18 protein-coding genes and 1 pseudogene are annotated in these 15225 nt (G+C 71.0%); 5 read left to right on the top strand and 14 right to left on the bottom strand.

Annotated features, from left to right (window positions below):
• Nucleotides 1–4: 4 nt before the first annotated feature.
• The 4 genes from ABFJ78_RS36955 to ABFJ78_RS36940 are packed head-to-tail and all read right to left on the bottom strand — an operon-like array spanning nucleotide 5 to nucleotide 3499.
• On the bottom strand, nucleotides 5–688 hold the full coding sequence (locus ABFJ78_RS36955; protein ID WP_436392078.1) for an AMIN-like domain-containing (lipo)protein: 684 nt from the start codon (nucleotides 686–688) through the stop codon (nucleotides 5–7).
• Nucleotides 685–924 carry an SHOCT domain-containing protein gene (locus tag ABFJ78_RS36950; protein ID WP_436392076.1) on the bottom strand — a complete coding sequence of 80 codons (240 nt, stop codon included), beginning with the start codon at nucleotides 922–924 and terminating at the stop codon, nucleotides 685–687. Before ABFJ78_RS36950 ends, ABFJ78_RS36955 begins: the two co-directional genes overlap by 4 nt.
• Before the next feature lie 14 nt (nucleotides 925–938).
• Nucleotides 939–1949, bottom strand: coding sequence for an Acg family FMN-binding oxidoreductase (locus ABFJ78_RS36945; protein ID WP_436392074.1), 1011 nt, complete (start codon nucleotides 1947–1949; stop codon nucleotides 939–941).
• Nucleotides 1949–3499, bottom strand: a complete 1551-nt coding sequence (locus ABFJ78_RS36940) for an AAA family ATPase (RefSeq protein ID WP_436392072.1) — start codon at nucleotides 3497–3499, stop codon at nucleotides 1949–1951. The genes ABFJ78_RS36945 and ABFJ78_RS36940 overlap by 1 nt, the downstream gene beginning before the upstream one ends.
• A gap of 124 nt (nucleotides 3500–3623) precedes the next feature.
• Between ABFJ78_RS36940 and ABFJ78_RS36935 the strand changes: the two genes are divergently transcribed.
• The 4 genes and pseudogenes from ABFJ78_RS36935 (at nucleotide 3624) to ABFJ78_RS36920 (ending at nucleotide 6279) form a co-directional block, all read left to right on the top strand.
• Nucleotides 3624–4349: an ABC transporter ATP-binding protein gene (locus ABFJ78_RS36935; protein WP_436392071.1), complete on the top strand. Its 726-nt coding sequence runs from the start codon at nucleotides 3624–3626 to the stop codon at nucleotides 4347–4349.
• Nucleotides 4346–4789: pseudogene (locus ABFJ78_RS36930) on the top strand (ABC transporter permease); the annotation flags it as partial. The gene ABFJ78_RS36935 and the pseudogene ABFJ78_RS36930, both read left to right, overlap by 4 nt.
• A gap of 43 nt (nucleotides 4790–4832) precedes the next feature.
• A complete protein-coding gene (locus ABFJ78_RS36925; RefSeq protein ID WP_436392069.1) occupies nucleotides 4833–5756 on the top strand; it encodes an Acg family FMN-binding oxidoreductase in 924 nt (307 codons plus the stop codon).
• Nucleotides 5757–5835: 79 nt separating this feature from the next.
• Nucleotides 5836–6279 (top strand): hypothetical protein, encoded by a 444-nt coding sequence (locus tag ABFJ78_RS36920; protein ID WP_436392067.1) that lies wholly within the window; start codon nucleotides 5836–5838, stop codon nucleotides 6277–6279.
• A 6-nt stretch (nucleotides 6280–6285) separates the two neighbouring features.
• Here the strand turns inward: ABFJ78_RS36920 and ABFJ78_RS36915 are convergent, their stop codons facing one another.
• From ABFJ78_RS36915 to ABFJ78_RS36905, 3 genes are read right to left on the bottom strand one after another with little or no spacing between them, the layout of a single operon-like run.
• The gene (locus tag ABFJ78_RS36915; protein ID WP_436392066.1) at nucleotides 6286–7203 is read right to left on the bottom strand and encodes a galactose-1-phosphate uridylyltransferase; all 918 of its coding nucleotides are present in this window, start codon (nucleotides 7201–7203) and stop codon (nucleotides 6286–6288) included.
• On the bottom strand, nucleotides 7175–7870 hold the full coding sequence (locus ABFJ78_RS36910) for a glycosyltransferase (protein WP_436392064.1): 696 nt from the start codon (nucleotides 7868–7870) through the stop codon (nucleotides 7175–7177). Before ABFJ78_RS36910 ends, ABFJ78_RS36915 begins: the two co-directional genes overlap by 29 nt.
• Nucleotides 7867–8610: a hypothetical protein gene (locus tag ABFJ78_RS36905; protein WP_436392062.1), complete on the bottom strand. Its 744-nt coding sequence runs from the start codon at nucleotides 8608–8610 to the stop codon at nucleotides 7867–7869. Before ABFJ78_RS36905 ends, ABFJ78_RS36910 begins: the two co-directional genes overlap by 4 nt.
• 199 nt (nucleotides 8611–8809) lie before the next feature.
• Between ABFJ78_RS36905 and ABFJ78_RS36900 the strand changes: the two genes are divergently transcribed.
• A complete protein-coding gene (locus tag ABFJ78_RS36900) occupies nucleotides 8810–9601 on the top strand; it encodes an Rv1733c family protein (protein WP_436392061.1) in 792 nt (263 codons plus the stop codon).
• On the opposite strand, the gene ABFJ78_RS36895 is transcribed toward ABFJ78_RS36900, so the two are convergent.
• From ABFJ78_RS36895 to ABFJ78_RS36865, 7 genes are read right to left on the bottom strand one after another with little or no spacing between them, the layout of a single operon-like run.
• Nucleotides 9492–11297 carry a recombinase family protein gene (locus ABFJ78_RS36895; protein ID WP_436392059.1) on the bottom strand — a complete coding sequence of 602 codons (1806 nt, stop codon included), beginning with the start codon at nucleotides 11295–11297 and terminating at the stop codon, nucleotides 9492–9494. The two genes, ABFJ78_RS36900 and ABFJ78_RS36895, sit on opposite strands and share 110 nt — an antisense overlap.
• Complete coding sequence (locus tag ABFJ78_RS36890) at nucleotides 11294–11449, bottom strand: hypothetical protein (protein WP_436392057.1); 156 nt, start codon at nucleotides 11447–11449, stop codon at nucleotides 11294–11296. Before ABFJ78_RS36890 ends, ABFJ78_RS36895 begins: the two co-directional genes overlap by 4 nt.
• Nucleotides 11446–13572: a cell division protein FtsK gene (locus tag ABFJ78_RS36885; protein WP_436392055.1), complete on the bottom strand. Its 2127-nt coding sequence runs from the start codon at nucleotides 13570–13572 to the stop codon at nucleotides 11446–11448. Before ABFJ78_RS36885 ends, ABFJ78_RS36890 begins: the two co-directional genes overlap by 4 nt.
• Nucleotides 13565–14257, bottom strand: coding sequence for a hypothetical protein (locus ABFJ78_RS36880; RefSeq protein WP_436392053.1), 693 nt, complete (start codon nucleotides 14255–14257; stop codon nucleotides 13565–13567). Before ABFJ78_RS36880 ends, ABFJ78_RS36885 begins: the two co-directional genes overlap by 8 nt.
• Nucleotides 14254–14583: a hypothetical protein gene (locus ABFJ78_RS36875; protein WP_436392051.1), complete on the bottom strand. Its 330-nt coding sequence runs from the start codon at nucleotides 14581–14583 to the stop codon at nucleotides 14254–14256. The genes ABFJ78_RS36880 and ABFJ78_RS36875 overlap by 4 nt, the downstream gene beginning before the upstream one ends.
• On the bottom strand, nucleotides 14580–14915 hold the full coding sequence (locus ABFJ78_RS36870) for a WhiB family transcriptional regulator (protein WP_436392049.1): 336 nt from the start codon (nucleotides 14913–14915) through the stop codon (nucleotides 14580–14582). Before ABFJ78_RS36870 ends, ABFJ78_RS36875 begins: the two co-directional genes overlap by 4 nt.
• Nucleotides 14912–15100 carry a helix-turn-helix domain-containing protein gene (locus tag ABFJ78_RS36865; RefSeq protein WP_084093921.1) on the bottom strand — a complete coding sequence of 63 codons (189 nt, stop codon included), beginning with the start codon at nucleotides 15098–15100 and terminating at the stop codon, nucleotides 14912–14914. The genes ABFJ78_RS36870 and ABFJ78_RS36865 overlap by 4 nt, the downstream gene beginning before the upstream one ends.
• Between the last annotated feature and the right edge of the window lie 125 nt (nucleotides 15101–15225).

Below are 15225 nucleotides of genomic sequence, written 5' to 3'. Positions count from 1 at the left end.
CCTTTCAGTGAGCGATGTCGACGATGACGCGCCGGACCTGGTCCTGGGGGCCGAGCTGGGTGAACACGCGGAACGGCAGCTTCGCGCGGACGCCGGCGGCGAACGTGCTGAGTCCCTCTAACGACCCGGCGAAGCGGACGGCCCGCAGGGACGGCCAGTCCGGAGTGCTGGTCAGGGTGTCACCGACCGCGGCCAGGACCCGGCCGGGCTGGTGCCCGGAGCTGTCCGTGCCGAGCGCGGGCGCGCGGACGACGATCTGCAGGGCCGCGCCGCCGGGCACCGGAAGCGGGTCGCCCTTCGGATCGGTGATCACCACCGGCACGTACCGGACGGCGAACCCGGCCGCCGCCGGGCCGTTGACGTCGAAGACCATGCGGTCGAAGCAGGCATGTCTGCCGGCTCGCACGAGGTACAGCGCGTCCCGGCTCACCGGGTCGGCGGCACGCTCGTCCGTCCGCCAGCCCGCGGTCTCCGGGCACACCGGTTTCGCCGGGGGCGGCGTGGCCGCGGGCGGCGCGGAGGTGGTGGGCGCCGCCGGAGTGGTGGCTGGGGTCGTCGCGGGTGCCGGAAGCACCGACACCGAGGGCGACGTGCTCGCCGGTGGCGCCGCGGCCCGGTCGCTTCCGCACCCGGCGATCGCCAGGCCGCACGCCAGCGCGACGAGCACCGCGCGCCCGCGCGGGGTCACGTCGTCCTCGTCAGGGCGTCCCGGCGGCGTTCGTACTCCTCCTGGTCGATCTCGCCGCGGGCGAACCGCTCGTCGAGGATCCGCCGGGCCGTGTCGGCCGGTGGTGGTGGGTGCGGTGCCCGCCGGGCGAGGACGACGGCGAGCGCGCCGAGCGCGGCCAGGACGAGCGCCATCAGCACGAGCATGCCGATGCCGCCGGCCCAGCCCATGGTCCCGGGATAGTGCCAATACGGCATGACCGGCTCCTTTCCTAGTAAGCCTGGAAGTGCTTCGGGGGAGCCTCGAGCGGCTGCAGCACGTCTTCGAGGTCGCGGCGCGGAGTCGCGGGCAGCGGTTCGGCGTTGGCGGGGGCCCAGCCGATGCGCAGCACCATCTGGGGGAACGATCCACCGGTGACCCGCTCGGTCACGGTGTCGCGGACGTCCGGCAGCTCCAGTGGCTCGGTCAACGGGCACGACGACAGGCCGAAGGCGTTCGCCGTCAGCAGCACGGCACTCGTCGCTTCACCGGCCCGCAGCCGGGACATCCGGTCGTCGGAGGCGGTGCTCAGCACCAGCAGGACCGTCTCGTCGTCCTCGGCCTTGGCGCCGGCCGGCTGGGCCAGGAGGGGATCGGCGAAGGGCCGGGTCCGGAGCGCACTCGGGGTGTCGTCCGGCGCCGGGGTGTTGCGGGCCGGGACGCCGTCGGGGGAAAGGTGCCGCCCGCTCCACGCCGCCAGCTCGGTGCGGTAGGCCGGGTCGTCGGCATGCCGGTCCGCGGCCTCCTCGATCGCCGTCGCCAGGTAGTAGCGCGCGGAGTTTTCGGCGGCCTGCAGCACGGTGCCTTCCAGCGCGGCCGCCCGGGACATCGCTTCGACGTGGCCGCGCGGGACGACCCACGAGCTGTGCCGGCGCCGGTCGGTCCGCCGCCGGGGGATGGCGGCGGCCATCGCGATCTCGTCCTGGGACGGGTCGTGCGGGTGCAGTGTGATCGCCGCCAGGTGGTCGGGCTCGGCGGGATTGGGCAGCCGGTGCACTTCCGCGGCCCAGCCGAGCGCGGCGAAGCCGACCCGGGCGTGGTGCAACGCGGCACCACAGCTGAGGATCAGGTCACGACCGTCCGGGTCGGTCTCGGGCAACCGCCTGTCCGGGTCGGCGTAGAGGTGCAGGGAGCTGTGGCCGAGCCGCCAGTACCACGGCTGGGAGTTGTGCACCGACGGCGCGCGGACCGCCATGGCAACCGCGGTCTTGACGGTGAAGTCGTCCGGGAATGCTCGGTCCATCATCGGCCTGCCTCGTCGTCGGGAGTTTCTGCCGCCTCGACCTTCGCACCGCGGTCGCGGCCGGCGGGAGGGCCGGAGTGCCTTCGCTGCGGGGACTTTCGGTGCCCGGGCGCCAGGCGGGCCACGGCCCGCGCGAGCGACTCCGCGGGCGTGCCCGTGGTCGGCAGGGGATACGCTTCGGGCCACGGGTCGGCGTCCTCGGCCATCCGGTGCGCGATCTCGGGGGTGGCGTCGGACAGGGCACCGGTCCGGGCCGTGATGCGCCGCGCCGCCGTCGTTTCCGGGGCCAGGCAACGGAGGGCGGCGAGCGGGCTGCTCGCCCGTTCCGCTGCCGCTGCGGCGAGCAGGCGGTGCGGGGCCGCGTTCCACGACGCGTCCAGCACCACGGTCTCGCCGAGCGCCAGCAGTTCGCCGGCGCGGCGCACGAGCTCGGCGTACGTCGCGTCCGTGTGGCCGGCGTCGTAGAGACCTTCGCGGTAGCCCTCGGCGGGGCGCCGGACCGGCGTGAGCCCGGCCAGTTCCTTGCGCAGGCGATCGGACTGCAGCAGGGTGGCGCCGAGCCGGTCGGCGAGCGCGCCGGCGACGGTGGACTTGGCGGTGCCGGGCTCGCCGCCGACGAGGAGCAGGCGTACCCGGCCGGACCGCAGGTGCTCCAGGGTGAGGTCGGCGTACTCGCGGGCCAGTTCGGCCGCCTGAGGGTCGCCCTGCGCGTGGCGGAGGCAGGCGACCTTGGCGCGGACGAACGCGCGGTAGGCGAGGTAGTGGTGCACCAGCGCGGGAGGCGCGGGGTCGCCGGTGAACTCGCGGTAGTCGCGCAGGAGCTGTTCGCCGGACGCGGGAGCGCCGAGTCGTTCGAGGTCCATGGCGAGGAAGGCGACGTCGTCGAGCACGTCGACGTGCCGGAGCTGGTCGTCGAACTCCAGGCAGTCCAGGACGCGGGGGCCGTCGTCGAGGCAGAAGATGTCGTCGGCCAGCAGGTCCCCGTGGCCGTCGACGACGTGCCCTTCGGCGATCCGGTGGTCGAAGAGCGGCTCGCGGCCGGCGAGGAACTCCTCGGCCAGTACTTCGATCTCGTCCGCGGTGGCCGGGTCGAGCACCTCGCCGTGGAACGGCCGGACCTGCGCGAAGCTGTCTCGCCAGCGGTCCCGGACCGCGTCGCGGGTCTCGTCGGCGTCGATCTCCGGCCCGCGGGTGGCCCGGCTGTGGAAGGCGGCCAGCTGCCGCCCCAGGGCCCGGATCGTGGCGGGCAGCGGTGCGCCGCGCCGGACCAGGGTCGAGAGCCGCCGGGCCTCGGGCATCCGGCGCATCACGACCAGGTGGTCGCGGACCTCGCCGTCGGGGCCGGTGACGTCGGCAACGCCGAGGTAGACGTCGGGTGCCAGCCGCCGGTTCAGCTCCACCTCCCGGTGGCACGCGCGTTCGCGGGCTTCGCGCGTCGAGAAGTCCAGGAAGCCGAAGTCGACCGGCTTCTTCAGCTTGTAGGCGAGGTCTCCGACGAGGAAGACCGCGCCGATGTGGGTCTCGCGCACGTCGGCCCAGGATCCGTCCATGCCGCCAGGATCGGTTCCTCGGGACGGTTTGCACCGGGGACGAAAGTCACCGGGACCGGTGACCGGGGAAACCACCCTGGCCCCGTCACGGCGTTCACCATGGTGCCCGGCGGAAGGAGACGTCGTGGACGAGCCGGCGATCGCGGTGACGGACCTGCGGGTCCGCCGCGGCGGCGAGGAAGTGCTGCGTGACATCGGGTTCACCGTGCGGCGCGGGACCGTGACCGGCCTGCTGGGCCCGAACGGCTGCGGCAAGAGCACGCTGATGCGCTCGATCGTCGGCGTCCAGCTCGTCGAGTCCGGGCGCGTGGAGGTGCTGGGCAAGCCCGCCGGCCACCCCGAGCTGCGGCGGCGGATCGGCTACGCGACCCAGGAACCGGCGATCTACGCGGACCTGACCGTGACCGAGGCCCTGCGCTACTTCGCCGCGGTGCTCGGCGTTTCGCTTTCCGATGTGGACCGCGTCATCACGCAGACCGGGCTCACCGGGTCGGCCCGCACCCTGGTCGGGCGGCTTTCCGGCGGCCAGCGCGGCCGGGCCAATCTGGCGGTGGCCCTGCTGGGCACGCCCGAGCTGCTGGTGCTGGACGAGCCGACGGTCGGCTCCGACCCCGAGCTGCGCGACGAGCTGTGGCGGCTGTTCCACGACCTGGCCGCCACCGGCGTCACGCTCCTGATCTCCAGCCACGTCATGGACGAAGCCGCCCGCTGCGACGACCTCCTCCTGCTGCACCGGGGCCGGCTGCTGGCTCGCGGCACCCCGGAGGCCCTGCGGACGCGGGCCGGCGCCGTCGACCTGGAACGGGCTTTCCTGCGGTTGATCAAGGGCCGGGAAGGAGCGGCCCGATGAGCGCGCTGCCCACCACCCGCCGCATCCTCACCCAGCTGCGGCACGACCCCCGCACCATCGTCCTGCTCGTCGCGGTGCCCAGCGTGCTGATGATCCTGCTGCGGTACGTCCTGAATTCCGCGCCGCGGTTCAGCGCGATCGCCCCGGCCCTGCTGGGGATCTTCCCGTTCACGATCATGTTCCTGCTGACGTCGGTGACGACGTTGCGCGAGCGCACGACGGGGACGCTGGAACGTCTGATGACGCTGCCGATCGGCAAGCTGGACCTGATCCTCGGCTACGCGCTGGCGTTCGGCTCGCTGGCGGTGCTGCAGGTGGTCGTGGCCGCCGGGATCTCCCTGACCTGGCTCGGACTCGACATCGCAGGCTCGGTCTGGGTGCTGCTGCTCGTCGTGGTGCTGGACGCGCTGCTGGGCACGGCGCTGGGCCTGTTCGTAAGCACCGAGCTGGACGGCCGCCGAAACCGAGGTGCTGGTCCGGTCGATGATGCGGGCGCCGTCGGTGCACAACATCCAGCCGTGGCTGCTGGACATCACCCCCGGAGCACTGTCGGTGCGCGAACGCTCCGAACCGGCTCTCCCGCACCACGACCCGCACGGCCGGGACCGCGCCGCATCCTGCGGCGCGGCGGTGGCCAACCTCGAGCTGGCGGTCCGCACGTTGGGCCGCTCCTGCGTGGTCTCGTTCCTGCCGGAGGACGAGCAGCCGGACCTCCTCGCCCGGGTTGCCGTCGGCGAACCGGCCGCACCGGCGATCGAGGAGCTCCGCTGCTACGGCGCGATCGCCCGCCGGGCCAGCCACCGCGCGCCGTTCGAAGGCGTGGCCGTGCCCGCCGCGGTCGTCCGGCGGATCACGGCGGCCGGCGGTGCGCCGGGCGTGGAAACCCGAGCTGTCCACGAGGTCGCCGCCGTCGCCCGGCTGCTGCACTTCGCCGCGGAAACCTTCCGGCAGGACGGCGCGTACCAGCGCGAGCTGTCGCTGTGGCCGATTCGGGACGAGCGGACGCACCGGCACGGCGTCGGCATCCCCGCGAGCCGGATCCCGGCCGGTTCGGTGCCCTGGGCGGGCCTGGTCCGCCGCGCGACCGACATCCCCGAAACGCCCGAACTCGAGCGTCGGCTGGCGAGCGAAACGCTCCTGCTCGTCCTGACCGCCGACGACTCCCGGCTCGATCACGTGCGGGCCGGTTACGCGATGGAACGCGCCTGGCTCGCGGCGGTCGATCTCGGCCTGGCGGCTGCGGTCCTGACGCAGCCATTGCACCTGCCGGAAGTGCGCTCGGCGCTGTGCGAAGACCTCGGGCTGGCCGGTTTCCCCCAAGCCCTCCTCCGCATCGGCTACGCCGCGGAAGCGGACCCGTCCAGCCCGCGCCGGGCGGTGGAAGAGGTGCTGCACCGCGGACCTTAGGGCCCGCCGCCGTGGACCAAGGACTCTGCCTCCGGCCTGCGTACCGGCCGACGATCGTGGTGGGAGAACGGAGTTCACGATGACGACCAGTGTGCGGAAGCGCAGACCGTCCGTCCGGACCCGGCGCGCCGGCTACCTCGTCGGGGTCGTGCTCAACGGCGTCCTGCTGGTCCTGGTCAACGGCTGGCCCGGCTGGGACGTGCTGCCGTTCCTCACCCCGGCGTTCCCGACGGTGCTCGGCCTGGTCGACCTCACCCTGCTCGCGGGCCTCGTCACCGGCCTGGTCCAGTTGTGGCAGGACCCCGAGTGGCTCGTCGCCCTGAACGGCGTCGTGACGACGTGTGCGGGACTGGCCGCGCTGGTGCGGTTGTGGCAGGTCTTCCCCTTCGACTTCACCGGCAGCAGCTTCGACTGGGCGTTGACGGCGCGGATCGTGCTGGCCGTCGGCCTGGCCGGCTCGGTGATCGGGCTGCTGGCCCAGGTGGCTGCCCTGATCCGCGCCGGGCTGCGGCGACCACGCTGACGCCGGTCACGCCGCCACGGCGGTGCGCAGGCGCGTGGCGGCGTGCTCCGGGGTCACGGTCGTCACCGGGACTCCCGTCGCCAGCTCGAGCCCGGCCGGGATCTCCAGCCGCGGCACCACCTGCAGTGACCACGCCAGGAAGGGCGCGGACTCGTAGTCGCGGGGAGCGGTCCGCACGACGACGTTGTAGGCGGGATCGCCCAGCTCGGCGCGCAGCGCGGCGAGGACGGCCCCCAGGCAGCCGGCCGTCGCGCGGATCTCCTCGGCCGTGGCGGCGGCGAAGTCCGCGTGCGCGCGGTGCGGGACGATCCGGACCTCGTACGCGGCGACCTGCGCGAAGGGCGTGTAGGCGATCACGTGGTCGTCGGTGAAGACGATCCGCTTCCCGTCGTTGAGCGTCGCTTCCAGCTGTTCGTCGGCGAGCCGCCGCCCGTGGTCACGGTGGTGCGCCCGAGCCGTCTCCAGCTCGCGGCGTGTCCCCGCGGACAGCACCGGCAACCCGGCGACCTGCGAGTGCGGGTGGTCCAGCGAGATCCCGGCCGCCGGCCCGTGGTTGCGGAACACGACGACCTGGGCGGCCGACGGCCGGAGTGCGCGGTGGCGGTGCTGCCAGGCGCCCAGGACGTCGGCGACCTCCTCTTCGGTGCCGGTCGCCAGGTCCCAGTCGTGGCGCGGCGACTCGATGACGATCTCGTGCTTGTCGGACAAGGCGTAGCGGTTCGGCACCGCGCGGACGCGCCAGCCCGGCCCGTCACCCGGCAGCCGCCACGTCTCCGGCGGGGTGTCCTGGGTGCCCGGGCAGAACGGGCACGCCGCCTGCGCGACCCGGTGCGGGCGGCCGCCGCGGCCGGGCGCGAGGATCGTCCAGTCTTCGGTCTCGGCGTTCCAGCGCAGCTCACCGCCGTGCCACGGCCGGGTCGTCACGACGCAGCTCCCTCGAGGAAGGCGGCACGGCACCGCTGTGAACAGAAGTAGCGAGTGTGGCCCTTTTCTCGGCTGACGGCGTGCCGCTGCCGGGCGGGACGGTGAGTCCGCAGACCGGGTCGCGGTGGTCGGACCGGGTCATCAGCGCGCCAGGCCGGTCGCCGTGGGCGAGGCCGTCGAGCAGCGTCAGCTCGTCGAGCAGGAGCCGGGGGAGCAGGAAGTGCCTCCGCACGCGCTCCCGGCCGGCGGCGCCCAGCGCGGCCGAGCGGCCCGGGTCTTCGAGCAGGTCCAGGAGCGTCTTGGCGCACTCGGCGGTGGAGCCGACCAGGACGCCCCCGGCCTCGTCGGCGACCTGCAGCGGGATCCCGCCCACCCGGCCGGCGACGATCGGCGTGCCCTTCCACAGCGCTTCGGACACCACCAGCCCGAACCCCTCGCGGATCGACTTCTGGATCATCACCGAGGAGAACCGCTGGAAGGCGTTGACCTCGACGTTGCCGACGCCGGTGAGGTTCGTGAAGACGTGGATGTCGGGGTCGTCGCGGCCGGCGTCGCTGATCTGACGATAGACGTCCCAGCCCTGCGGGTCGTCGAGGGCCATCGAGCCGACGAGCGCCAGCTGGAGCCCGGGGATGTCGGAGCGGACCAGGCGGAACGCGTCGATCACGCCGAGCGGGTCCTTCCACGGGTCGAACCGCGACACCTGGTGACGAGCGGGCGGTCGGGTTCGATCCCGATCCAGTTGAGCACCGCGTGCGCGGTCCGGTCGTCCAGCGACATGTTCTTGGGGCTGAGCGGGTCGATCGCGGGGCAGATGATGTCGGCCCGGTCGCGCGCCAGCGTCGGCGGCACGAAGTCGGGCAGGGTGAAGACGGTGGCGTCGTAGTGTTCGACGTACTTGCCGAGGTGGTCCCAGACGCCGGGTGCCGGTTCGGAAGTGTCGACGTGGCAGCGCCACACCGACCGGGCTTTTCTCGTGTCCGCAAAGGACAGAACGGCGGCGGGCTGCGGGTCGTGCACGAAGACGAAGTCGCAGTCCGCGAAGTCCGGATCGGCCGAGAGCTGTTCGGCGTTGCGACGCGATGTTTCTTCGTAGCGGCGGATGTCCGCGTCGGTGACCGGTTCGGTACCGCCCTGCAGCGCGTTGTGCAGCTTCTTCGTCACGGCGAAGAAGGCGGGCTCACCACTGATGATCTTCCAGCTCGCCCGCACGCCGAGGTCGTTGTAGAGCGGCACCGCCGACCGCAGCAGCTCGGAAACACCGCCGCCGTAGGGAGTCGCGCTCAGGTGAATCACCCGCGCGCCGCGAAGCCGTTGCGCCACTTCGAGAAGCGGCTCGACGATCCAGTCCGGCGCGACCGGGCGGTAGGCGGAGACGGAGAGCGCACCGACGTCGACTGTCTGCATCCTGGACCCCTCGTTCAACGGCCAGGTGCCCAGCGTCGGGTATGACCGGCCGTGGCGGTAAGGGCCCAAAGTCACCGGAACCGGGCCGGGGGAAACGGCCGCAAGGCCCGCCGAGCGGGGACCGTCGCCCCTGCGATCCGATCGCCTCACCCGGCGATGCTGGGTGAACGTTTCCCGAACGACCCGGAGGGCAGGAGCGATGTACACCAGGATGCGGTTGACCCGGCTGCGGCACACTTTCCTCCCCGGCCGCGGCCCGCTGGTCCGCCCGTCGGATCGGCTGCAGGCCGGGCTCCTGGCGCTGGTGGTCCTGCTGTCGCTGGCGGCAGCGGTGGGCGCGGTGTTGTTCGGCATCGGCGAGTACTCGGCCACCGCGGCCAAGTCCCGCGAGCAGACGGCCACGCGCTACACGGTGACGGCGGTCCTGCTGGCCGACGGCCCCAAGCCGGTCTCCGCGGGCCACGGCGGAACGCCGTTCGACTCCGCCCCGACGCCGGCGACGTGGCGAACGCGAGACGGACGGCAGCGGGTGGGGGAGGTGGAAGCAGCGGCGGGCACGGTCGCAGACCACGAGGTCCAGATCTGGTTGGACGAAACAGGTGCAGCGACGGAGCGCCCACTGACCATGGCGGCAGCGATCATCGGCGCGCCATTGGGCGCGGCAACCCTCTGGGCGGCGGCGGTGTCGTTGTTCGTGTTCCTCAACCGTGGCGCGGTTCTACGCGCTGAACCGCCGCCGATTCGCGGACTGGCAGCAGGAATGGGCCGCTCGACAGGGCGGCGGCACACGCCGCGACGACCAGAGCTCGACCGGCTCGTAGCGGGCACGCCGCTCTGGATGCGCCGAGTCGATACGGTTTGGCTTGTCCTATTCAGTGCAGCTATGGTTTGTCGCATGAACACGCATCCTGCGCAGGGATGCTGCGAACATGTGTTCGAGTCCCCCCTCGGACACACACGTTACCCACACGGGGAGAGGCAGTCACAGTGACTGCCTCTTTTTTGTTGTCGTAGACCACCTGTAGGCCGAGGTCGCGGTAGACCTGCGTGATCCTCTCCGGGGTCCGCGAGTTGAGGTGCCTCGCGACATCGCCGAGCTGGTCGAGCATCGCGTACACCTCCGCCACGTCGACCGCCTGCGTGTCCGGCAGGTGCTTCAGCTCCTCCATAGCGGCCTGCCGCTCGGCCTGTGCACGCTTCATCGGCTCGACGAAGTTCACGGGGTCCACGCCAGCTTCGATGGCTGCGAGGTGCCGCCGTAGCTTTGCCTCGGCTCCCTTCATTCGCTTCTCGGCGTTGGCTCGACGGCCGTCCACCCGGCCGTCCTGCGACCCGGTGAGCAGCCGTACCGTCTCGTCGCGGTTGTCCGGGGCCAAGATCTGGCACAGCCAGTCGTTGATCGGCGGGACCACGACGTCCTCGCGTAGGTTCACCGTCTTCGGGTGGTCGGCCAGTGCCGCCGAACCCGGCGCCATCGTTCGAGCGATGCACCGGTAGTACACGCCCTTCCGGATCGCCGCACCCTGCATCTTCCGGGTACAGATCTCGCACCGCACCAGCCCCTTCAACAGGTAGGTGTGCTTCGTCGCTGCCCGATTCCTTTCGAGCTTGGCAATCCCAGGCAGTCCGCCGGCCGCGCGGGACCGGCGCATCAACTGTGCCTGCGTGAATGCCTCGACAGAAACAATCTCCGGGTGCGCAGGTCGCCGCGACCGAACAACGCGATCCGGCGCTGCCCGCTTGAACCGCACGACGTGCCCGGCGCCGACGTCGTCCGGATTCAGAAGCGTCTCGTGCTTGGTCCAACGCCCGAAGATCGCGTACCCGGTGTATCGCGGATTCTCCAGAATGGATCGGACGGTACTGCCTTGCCAGCCGTCGGCGAGTCGGTGCCGGTTCTGGTCGGGCCGGCGTTCGGAAGGGCAGGGCACTCCGTCCTCATTGAGCCCCTTCGCGATCGCTCGATCGCCGACCCCTTCCATGTATTCGGCGAATATCCGCTGGACCACCTCGGCTGCGTCGGGATCGATGGCCAGCACGCGCAGCCGGAACCCCTCGGCGGCCTTTCGGGGATTCGGGTGCGGACCGCCGTCAACGACGACGTAGCCGTAAGGCGCCCGGCCGCCCTGGTGTCGCCCTTCGTTGACAACCTGCGCGTCCATCGCCGCGCGGACGCGAGCCTGGACGTGCTGGCGTTCTGACTCGCTCATTCCACCGAGCACGCTCATGAGCATCTTGTGCGACGGGTTCCGCGCGTCGTACTTTCCGCCCAGCTCGGGCACCCACAGGTCGACGCCGTACGCGGCGAACCGGGGCGCGATGAGCGAGAACTGGTTGCCGAACCAACAGCGCGTGCCCTCGCCGACCACGACGGCGTTCCAGGTCCGCCGCGGGTTCTTCAGTTCGGTGAGCAGCCGCGCGGCCTCGTTCCGGCGCTCCCAGGGGACCGACCGCGACTGCCCGATATCGAAGTACTCCGCCACGATCCGGCCGCCCAGCGGCTCGACGAACTTCCGAGCGTTCCCGAACTGCCAGCCGCGAGAGGTCTCCGGGTCCTGGTTGTCTTCCGTCGAGCAACGGCCGTAGGCCGCGAGTTCACCGATCCCGTCGTCGACCGGCTCGGCCACCTCAAGACCAAGGATGTCGTCCAGCGTCGACCACGGGTCGTTGCTGATTTCAGCCGTCACGGTTCCTCCTCTGCCGGTCCGTCCAGCACCGGCACCTCGGTAAGCTCGATCAGAACGGCCAGCAGTCCGCGTGCCACGGCTGGCGTCAGCTCTGGCAATCCCGCAGGTAGGATAACCCGGATCGGACGATCCTCGGAGTGGGTGGCGCTCATGACCGACCTTCCTGCCCGGCCGTTTTGCCGCCTTTCCTTGCGCGATCGATTGCGCTCCTGATTTCAGCTGTCCGGTACCCGCGGACCTGGCGCGTCTCGCCGTCCTCACCGATCACGCGGTCACGTGTCGGCCGACACCCCACTTCGGCCATCTGCTGCGCGAACGTCCGCGAGTCGACCTCCAGAACGTCCAGTAACTCGGCTGTCGGCACGAAGTCCCTGCCGTCCGGCCTGAGATCGTCTCCCAAGCACTCGACGAGCGACGCGAGTACGTCGGGCAGTTCACCAGGCGACTCAACCGCGTGACCTGCACCGATAGCCCTAACCGCGGCGACGTGGTCGAGCACCGGCATGGTGTCCTGCCCGGCTGCGTGCCCGGTGAGCGTCCCGGCCGCGTCGCGCAGCGTGCGGCCCTGCTCGCAGATGGTCCGCCAATCCTCGTTCGGCATGTAGTATGTCCGAACCGTCATAGCTAGCACATCGACGCCGGCTGACGTGTCGCCGTCCGGCCGCAGGATGCCCACGCCCTTGTGCGAGGGCAGCAGCCGCGAGGAGTCGAACCCTCGGGTGTTCATCTGCTCGCCGAGCACGATGTTCGAGTCGCGCCAGTCCATCACCCGCAAGGCGAACCGCGACCCGAGTACCGCCCGCAGTCCGGACGGGATCGTCTTCGAGTCCGGCCGCTGCGTCGCGAGAACGAGGACGATCCCGGCGGCTGGTCCCTTCTTCGCCAGCCACGTCAGCAGCTCGCCGACGTACTCGCCCGCGGCGAGCTTCTTTCCTTGGACGTCAACGGGCGTGCGGTCCTCCAACGGAACCTGAACCTCATCGATGAAAATGGCCGTGATCGGCATGTTCAGTGCCTTGTCGCGGGACATCTCTGGCGTGACCTTCGATTCCGGACACGTGAGGTCGTCCAGGTCGCGCATCCGCCGAAACCGCGTCTGAACCTCGCCGACCAGCTCAATCAGCCAGTCCACAAGCGCCAGAACGTGTTCGGGTTCGTCGCCGGACATGAACCGATGCGCCACCAATCCGGCCGCGTCCCAGTCCTTCCCGGCCTTGAAGTCCGCCACGTACAGCCGCACCCAGGCGTCCAGGATGAGCCCGGCCGCCGCGAGCCGGGCAGCAAAGGTCTTGCCCTGCCGGGGGATGGCACCGACCAGCAAGGATGTCCACACCAGCGGCAGATCAATCCGCCGGTCCCGCGCATCCCGCCCGAACGGGATCGGCCGCCACGCATCCCACTGCGCCACGCCGAGCAGCGGCGTCCGCAACGGCGGCGAAGCGTACGGGTCCTCATCCGCAACCCACATCGACACCCGCCCGGCGTGCCCACCGTTCCCGCGGACCCGTTCGACGATCAACTGGACCTCATCGACGGCGAGCGCCGACGCGAGTGCATCCCGGTTCTTCACCACGTCGGCCGCCTTGCGCGTGGCCGGAAGGTCGACGGTGACCGCCCAGCCGTCCCCGACACGCGTCGCGCGCTCGACGAGCCGCAACGCCTCGTCCTTGCCGATCAGCTTCGCGTCCCGGAACGCGTCCACCAGTACCTGGGGATCCATCGTCCAGGTCAGTGTCCGTGGCCCCGCGAGCGCCGGCTTTCGGCCGGGACTGCCGTCCTTCTTGCGCCCAAGTATCGAGAGCGCCAAGGAGGCGGCTGCCCCACCGATCCACAGAGGATCGGTGCCGTACACCAGGTCAACGACGTCCACACCGACGATCGCGACGACCAGGACGGCACCAGTCACCCTCCAGCGGAACAGGGTGAGCGCCCGAATCTCCGTGAACTTGTCGGCCAGCTTCTCCGACTCTTCGGCCGCCGTCCGGTAGTCCCGGACGGTGACCCACCCACGCCACCACCGCACCCCGACGACCATCCCCCGAACAACTGCGCCGACGTACCGCCACGGCGACTTCACCAGCCCAACGGCGGCGTCCTTGCCTGCCTGGATGGCCTGAGGCTTGCTCTTCAGCCACAACGGCACCCGCGGCGAGTGCCGCCACCACCGGACGAAACGGTTCGTCTTCGGCTCGCGCTGACGCGGCTGAGGCAACGTGTCGTCGATAAACTCGCCATCGAGCACGGGATCGGCCTTGACCGGCAACGAGTCAGTCATGGCCCACCTCCGACCGCAGCGCCCGCGCCAGCCGGGGCGACAGGCCCCGCGAGCAGCCAGTAGCCCGCCGCACCCACGCCGGCGTGATCTCGACATCCGGTGTCCAGCTCTCCCGGGCGATAGCGAGGTAGTCGGCGAACAGCACGCGCCGCCCGCCGGGCTCCTGCTGGACGGGACGCCGTTCAGCAGCTACGAGGACGGCATCGGTGAGCTTGTCCCGCAGGTCGGTGATCGCCTCGACGGCGACGAACACGACGAGCGGTGGCACGGAGTGCAGCACGATGGCGGCAGCCTCCCCAGCGGCGAATGACGTCCAGGTATTCAAGACATAGGTGGCCGCGAGCGTGAACCACTTCGCCCGCCGCACCCAGACGCCGGTCCGGACCTGGTACCGCGCGGTGACCTGCTCGGCCCGCAGAATCGCCAGCAGAACGAGGGAGACGGTCGGGTCCAGCACCCACGCGGCAAGCCACGGCAGCGACCCCGGCCGCGTGCCGGCCGACGCGAATGCCTGGACGTTGGTCATCGTGAACGCCAGCCCAAGCACGATCCCGGACCAGCACATCCAATCGACTTGCCGCCGGACGCGCTCGATGCGCAGCGCGACGACGTCCGGATCGGTCTGGTAGGCGCGCACCTCCGCGGCTTCGGCCGCGTCCTGCGCGAGCCGTTGCGCCCGGTTCATCGCCGACCACCCCTCTTCGAGGTGTCGACGGTGGTGACCGTCATGGCCCGGGTGAGCGCATAGGACGCGAACAGCGCCGGCAGCCCAAGCACGGCGAACAGCAGCCACGGGCTACCCGGGTGAGCGATCACCACCCACTGGACGGCGACGATCAACCCGGCGTTGAACAGCACCCGCCCGGCCAGTGACACGAACCGCGCCCCGCTCCGAGCAGCTTCGGCAGCAGCCTTCGCCCGGCGGGAACCGGCCCGCCAGACCCAGAACAGCACGAGCAGCACGCCGACACCGGCGAGAATCTGCGTGGGTGTCACGGTGAGTCCGTTCATCGCGCACCCCGATCGGTCCGTTCGCCACGCCGCAGCCAGATGGGGTACAAGGCGCGCCGGTCATCGTCGGTCATCCCGCCCCAGACGCCGACCGTGCCGAGACCGGCCGTCCGCAACTCCAGTTCCAGGCACTCGTCCTTGACAGGGCACCCGCCGCACAGCCGCGCGGCCAGCTCGCCGTCGCTGCCTGCTTCGGGTGGCCCGTCGTCCGGCGGGGGCCACATGCAGACTCCATCGCTGGTCACGACGTCGGTCAGGACCTCGGTCGGAACCCAGCGCAGCCGGTCCAGCCGCCAGGCGATCCCGATCAACTGCAGGTCGTCGGCGCTCATGCGGCACCTCCGGCCTGACGCGACCCGAGCAGACGGGCCAGCTCGGTCGACGACACACGGAGCCCGGAACGGCACCGGGTGGCGCGCAGCTCGCGCGTCCGGATCGCGCGGCTGACCGCAGCGCGGGACACGCCGAGCAGCCAGGCCGCTTCTCGAATGGTGTGAAAGGTGATGTGCGAGTTCATGAGAAAGACCAATCTGATGAGTTCAAGACTGTGTTGTTGATTTCAGCTCTTCGAAGGGTGCGTTTGTCCGACGCGCCGCCGACGAAGTGCTAAGCGACGTGGTGAAGGCTTGAAGAACCGCTAAT

This window comes from Amycolatopsis sp. MEPSY49 (assembly GCF_051337345.1).
In the GTDB taxonomy this organism is placed as follows: Bacteria; Actinomycetota; Actinomycetes; order Mycobacteriales; family Pseudonocardiaceae; genus Amycolatopsis.
The sequence above is the reverse complement of the archived record's forward strand: the minus strand, read 5'-3'. Positions and strand labels throughout refer to the sequence as shown.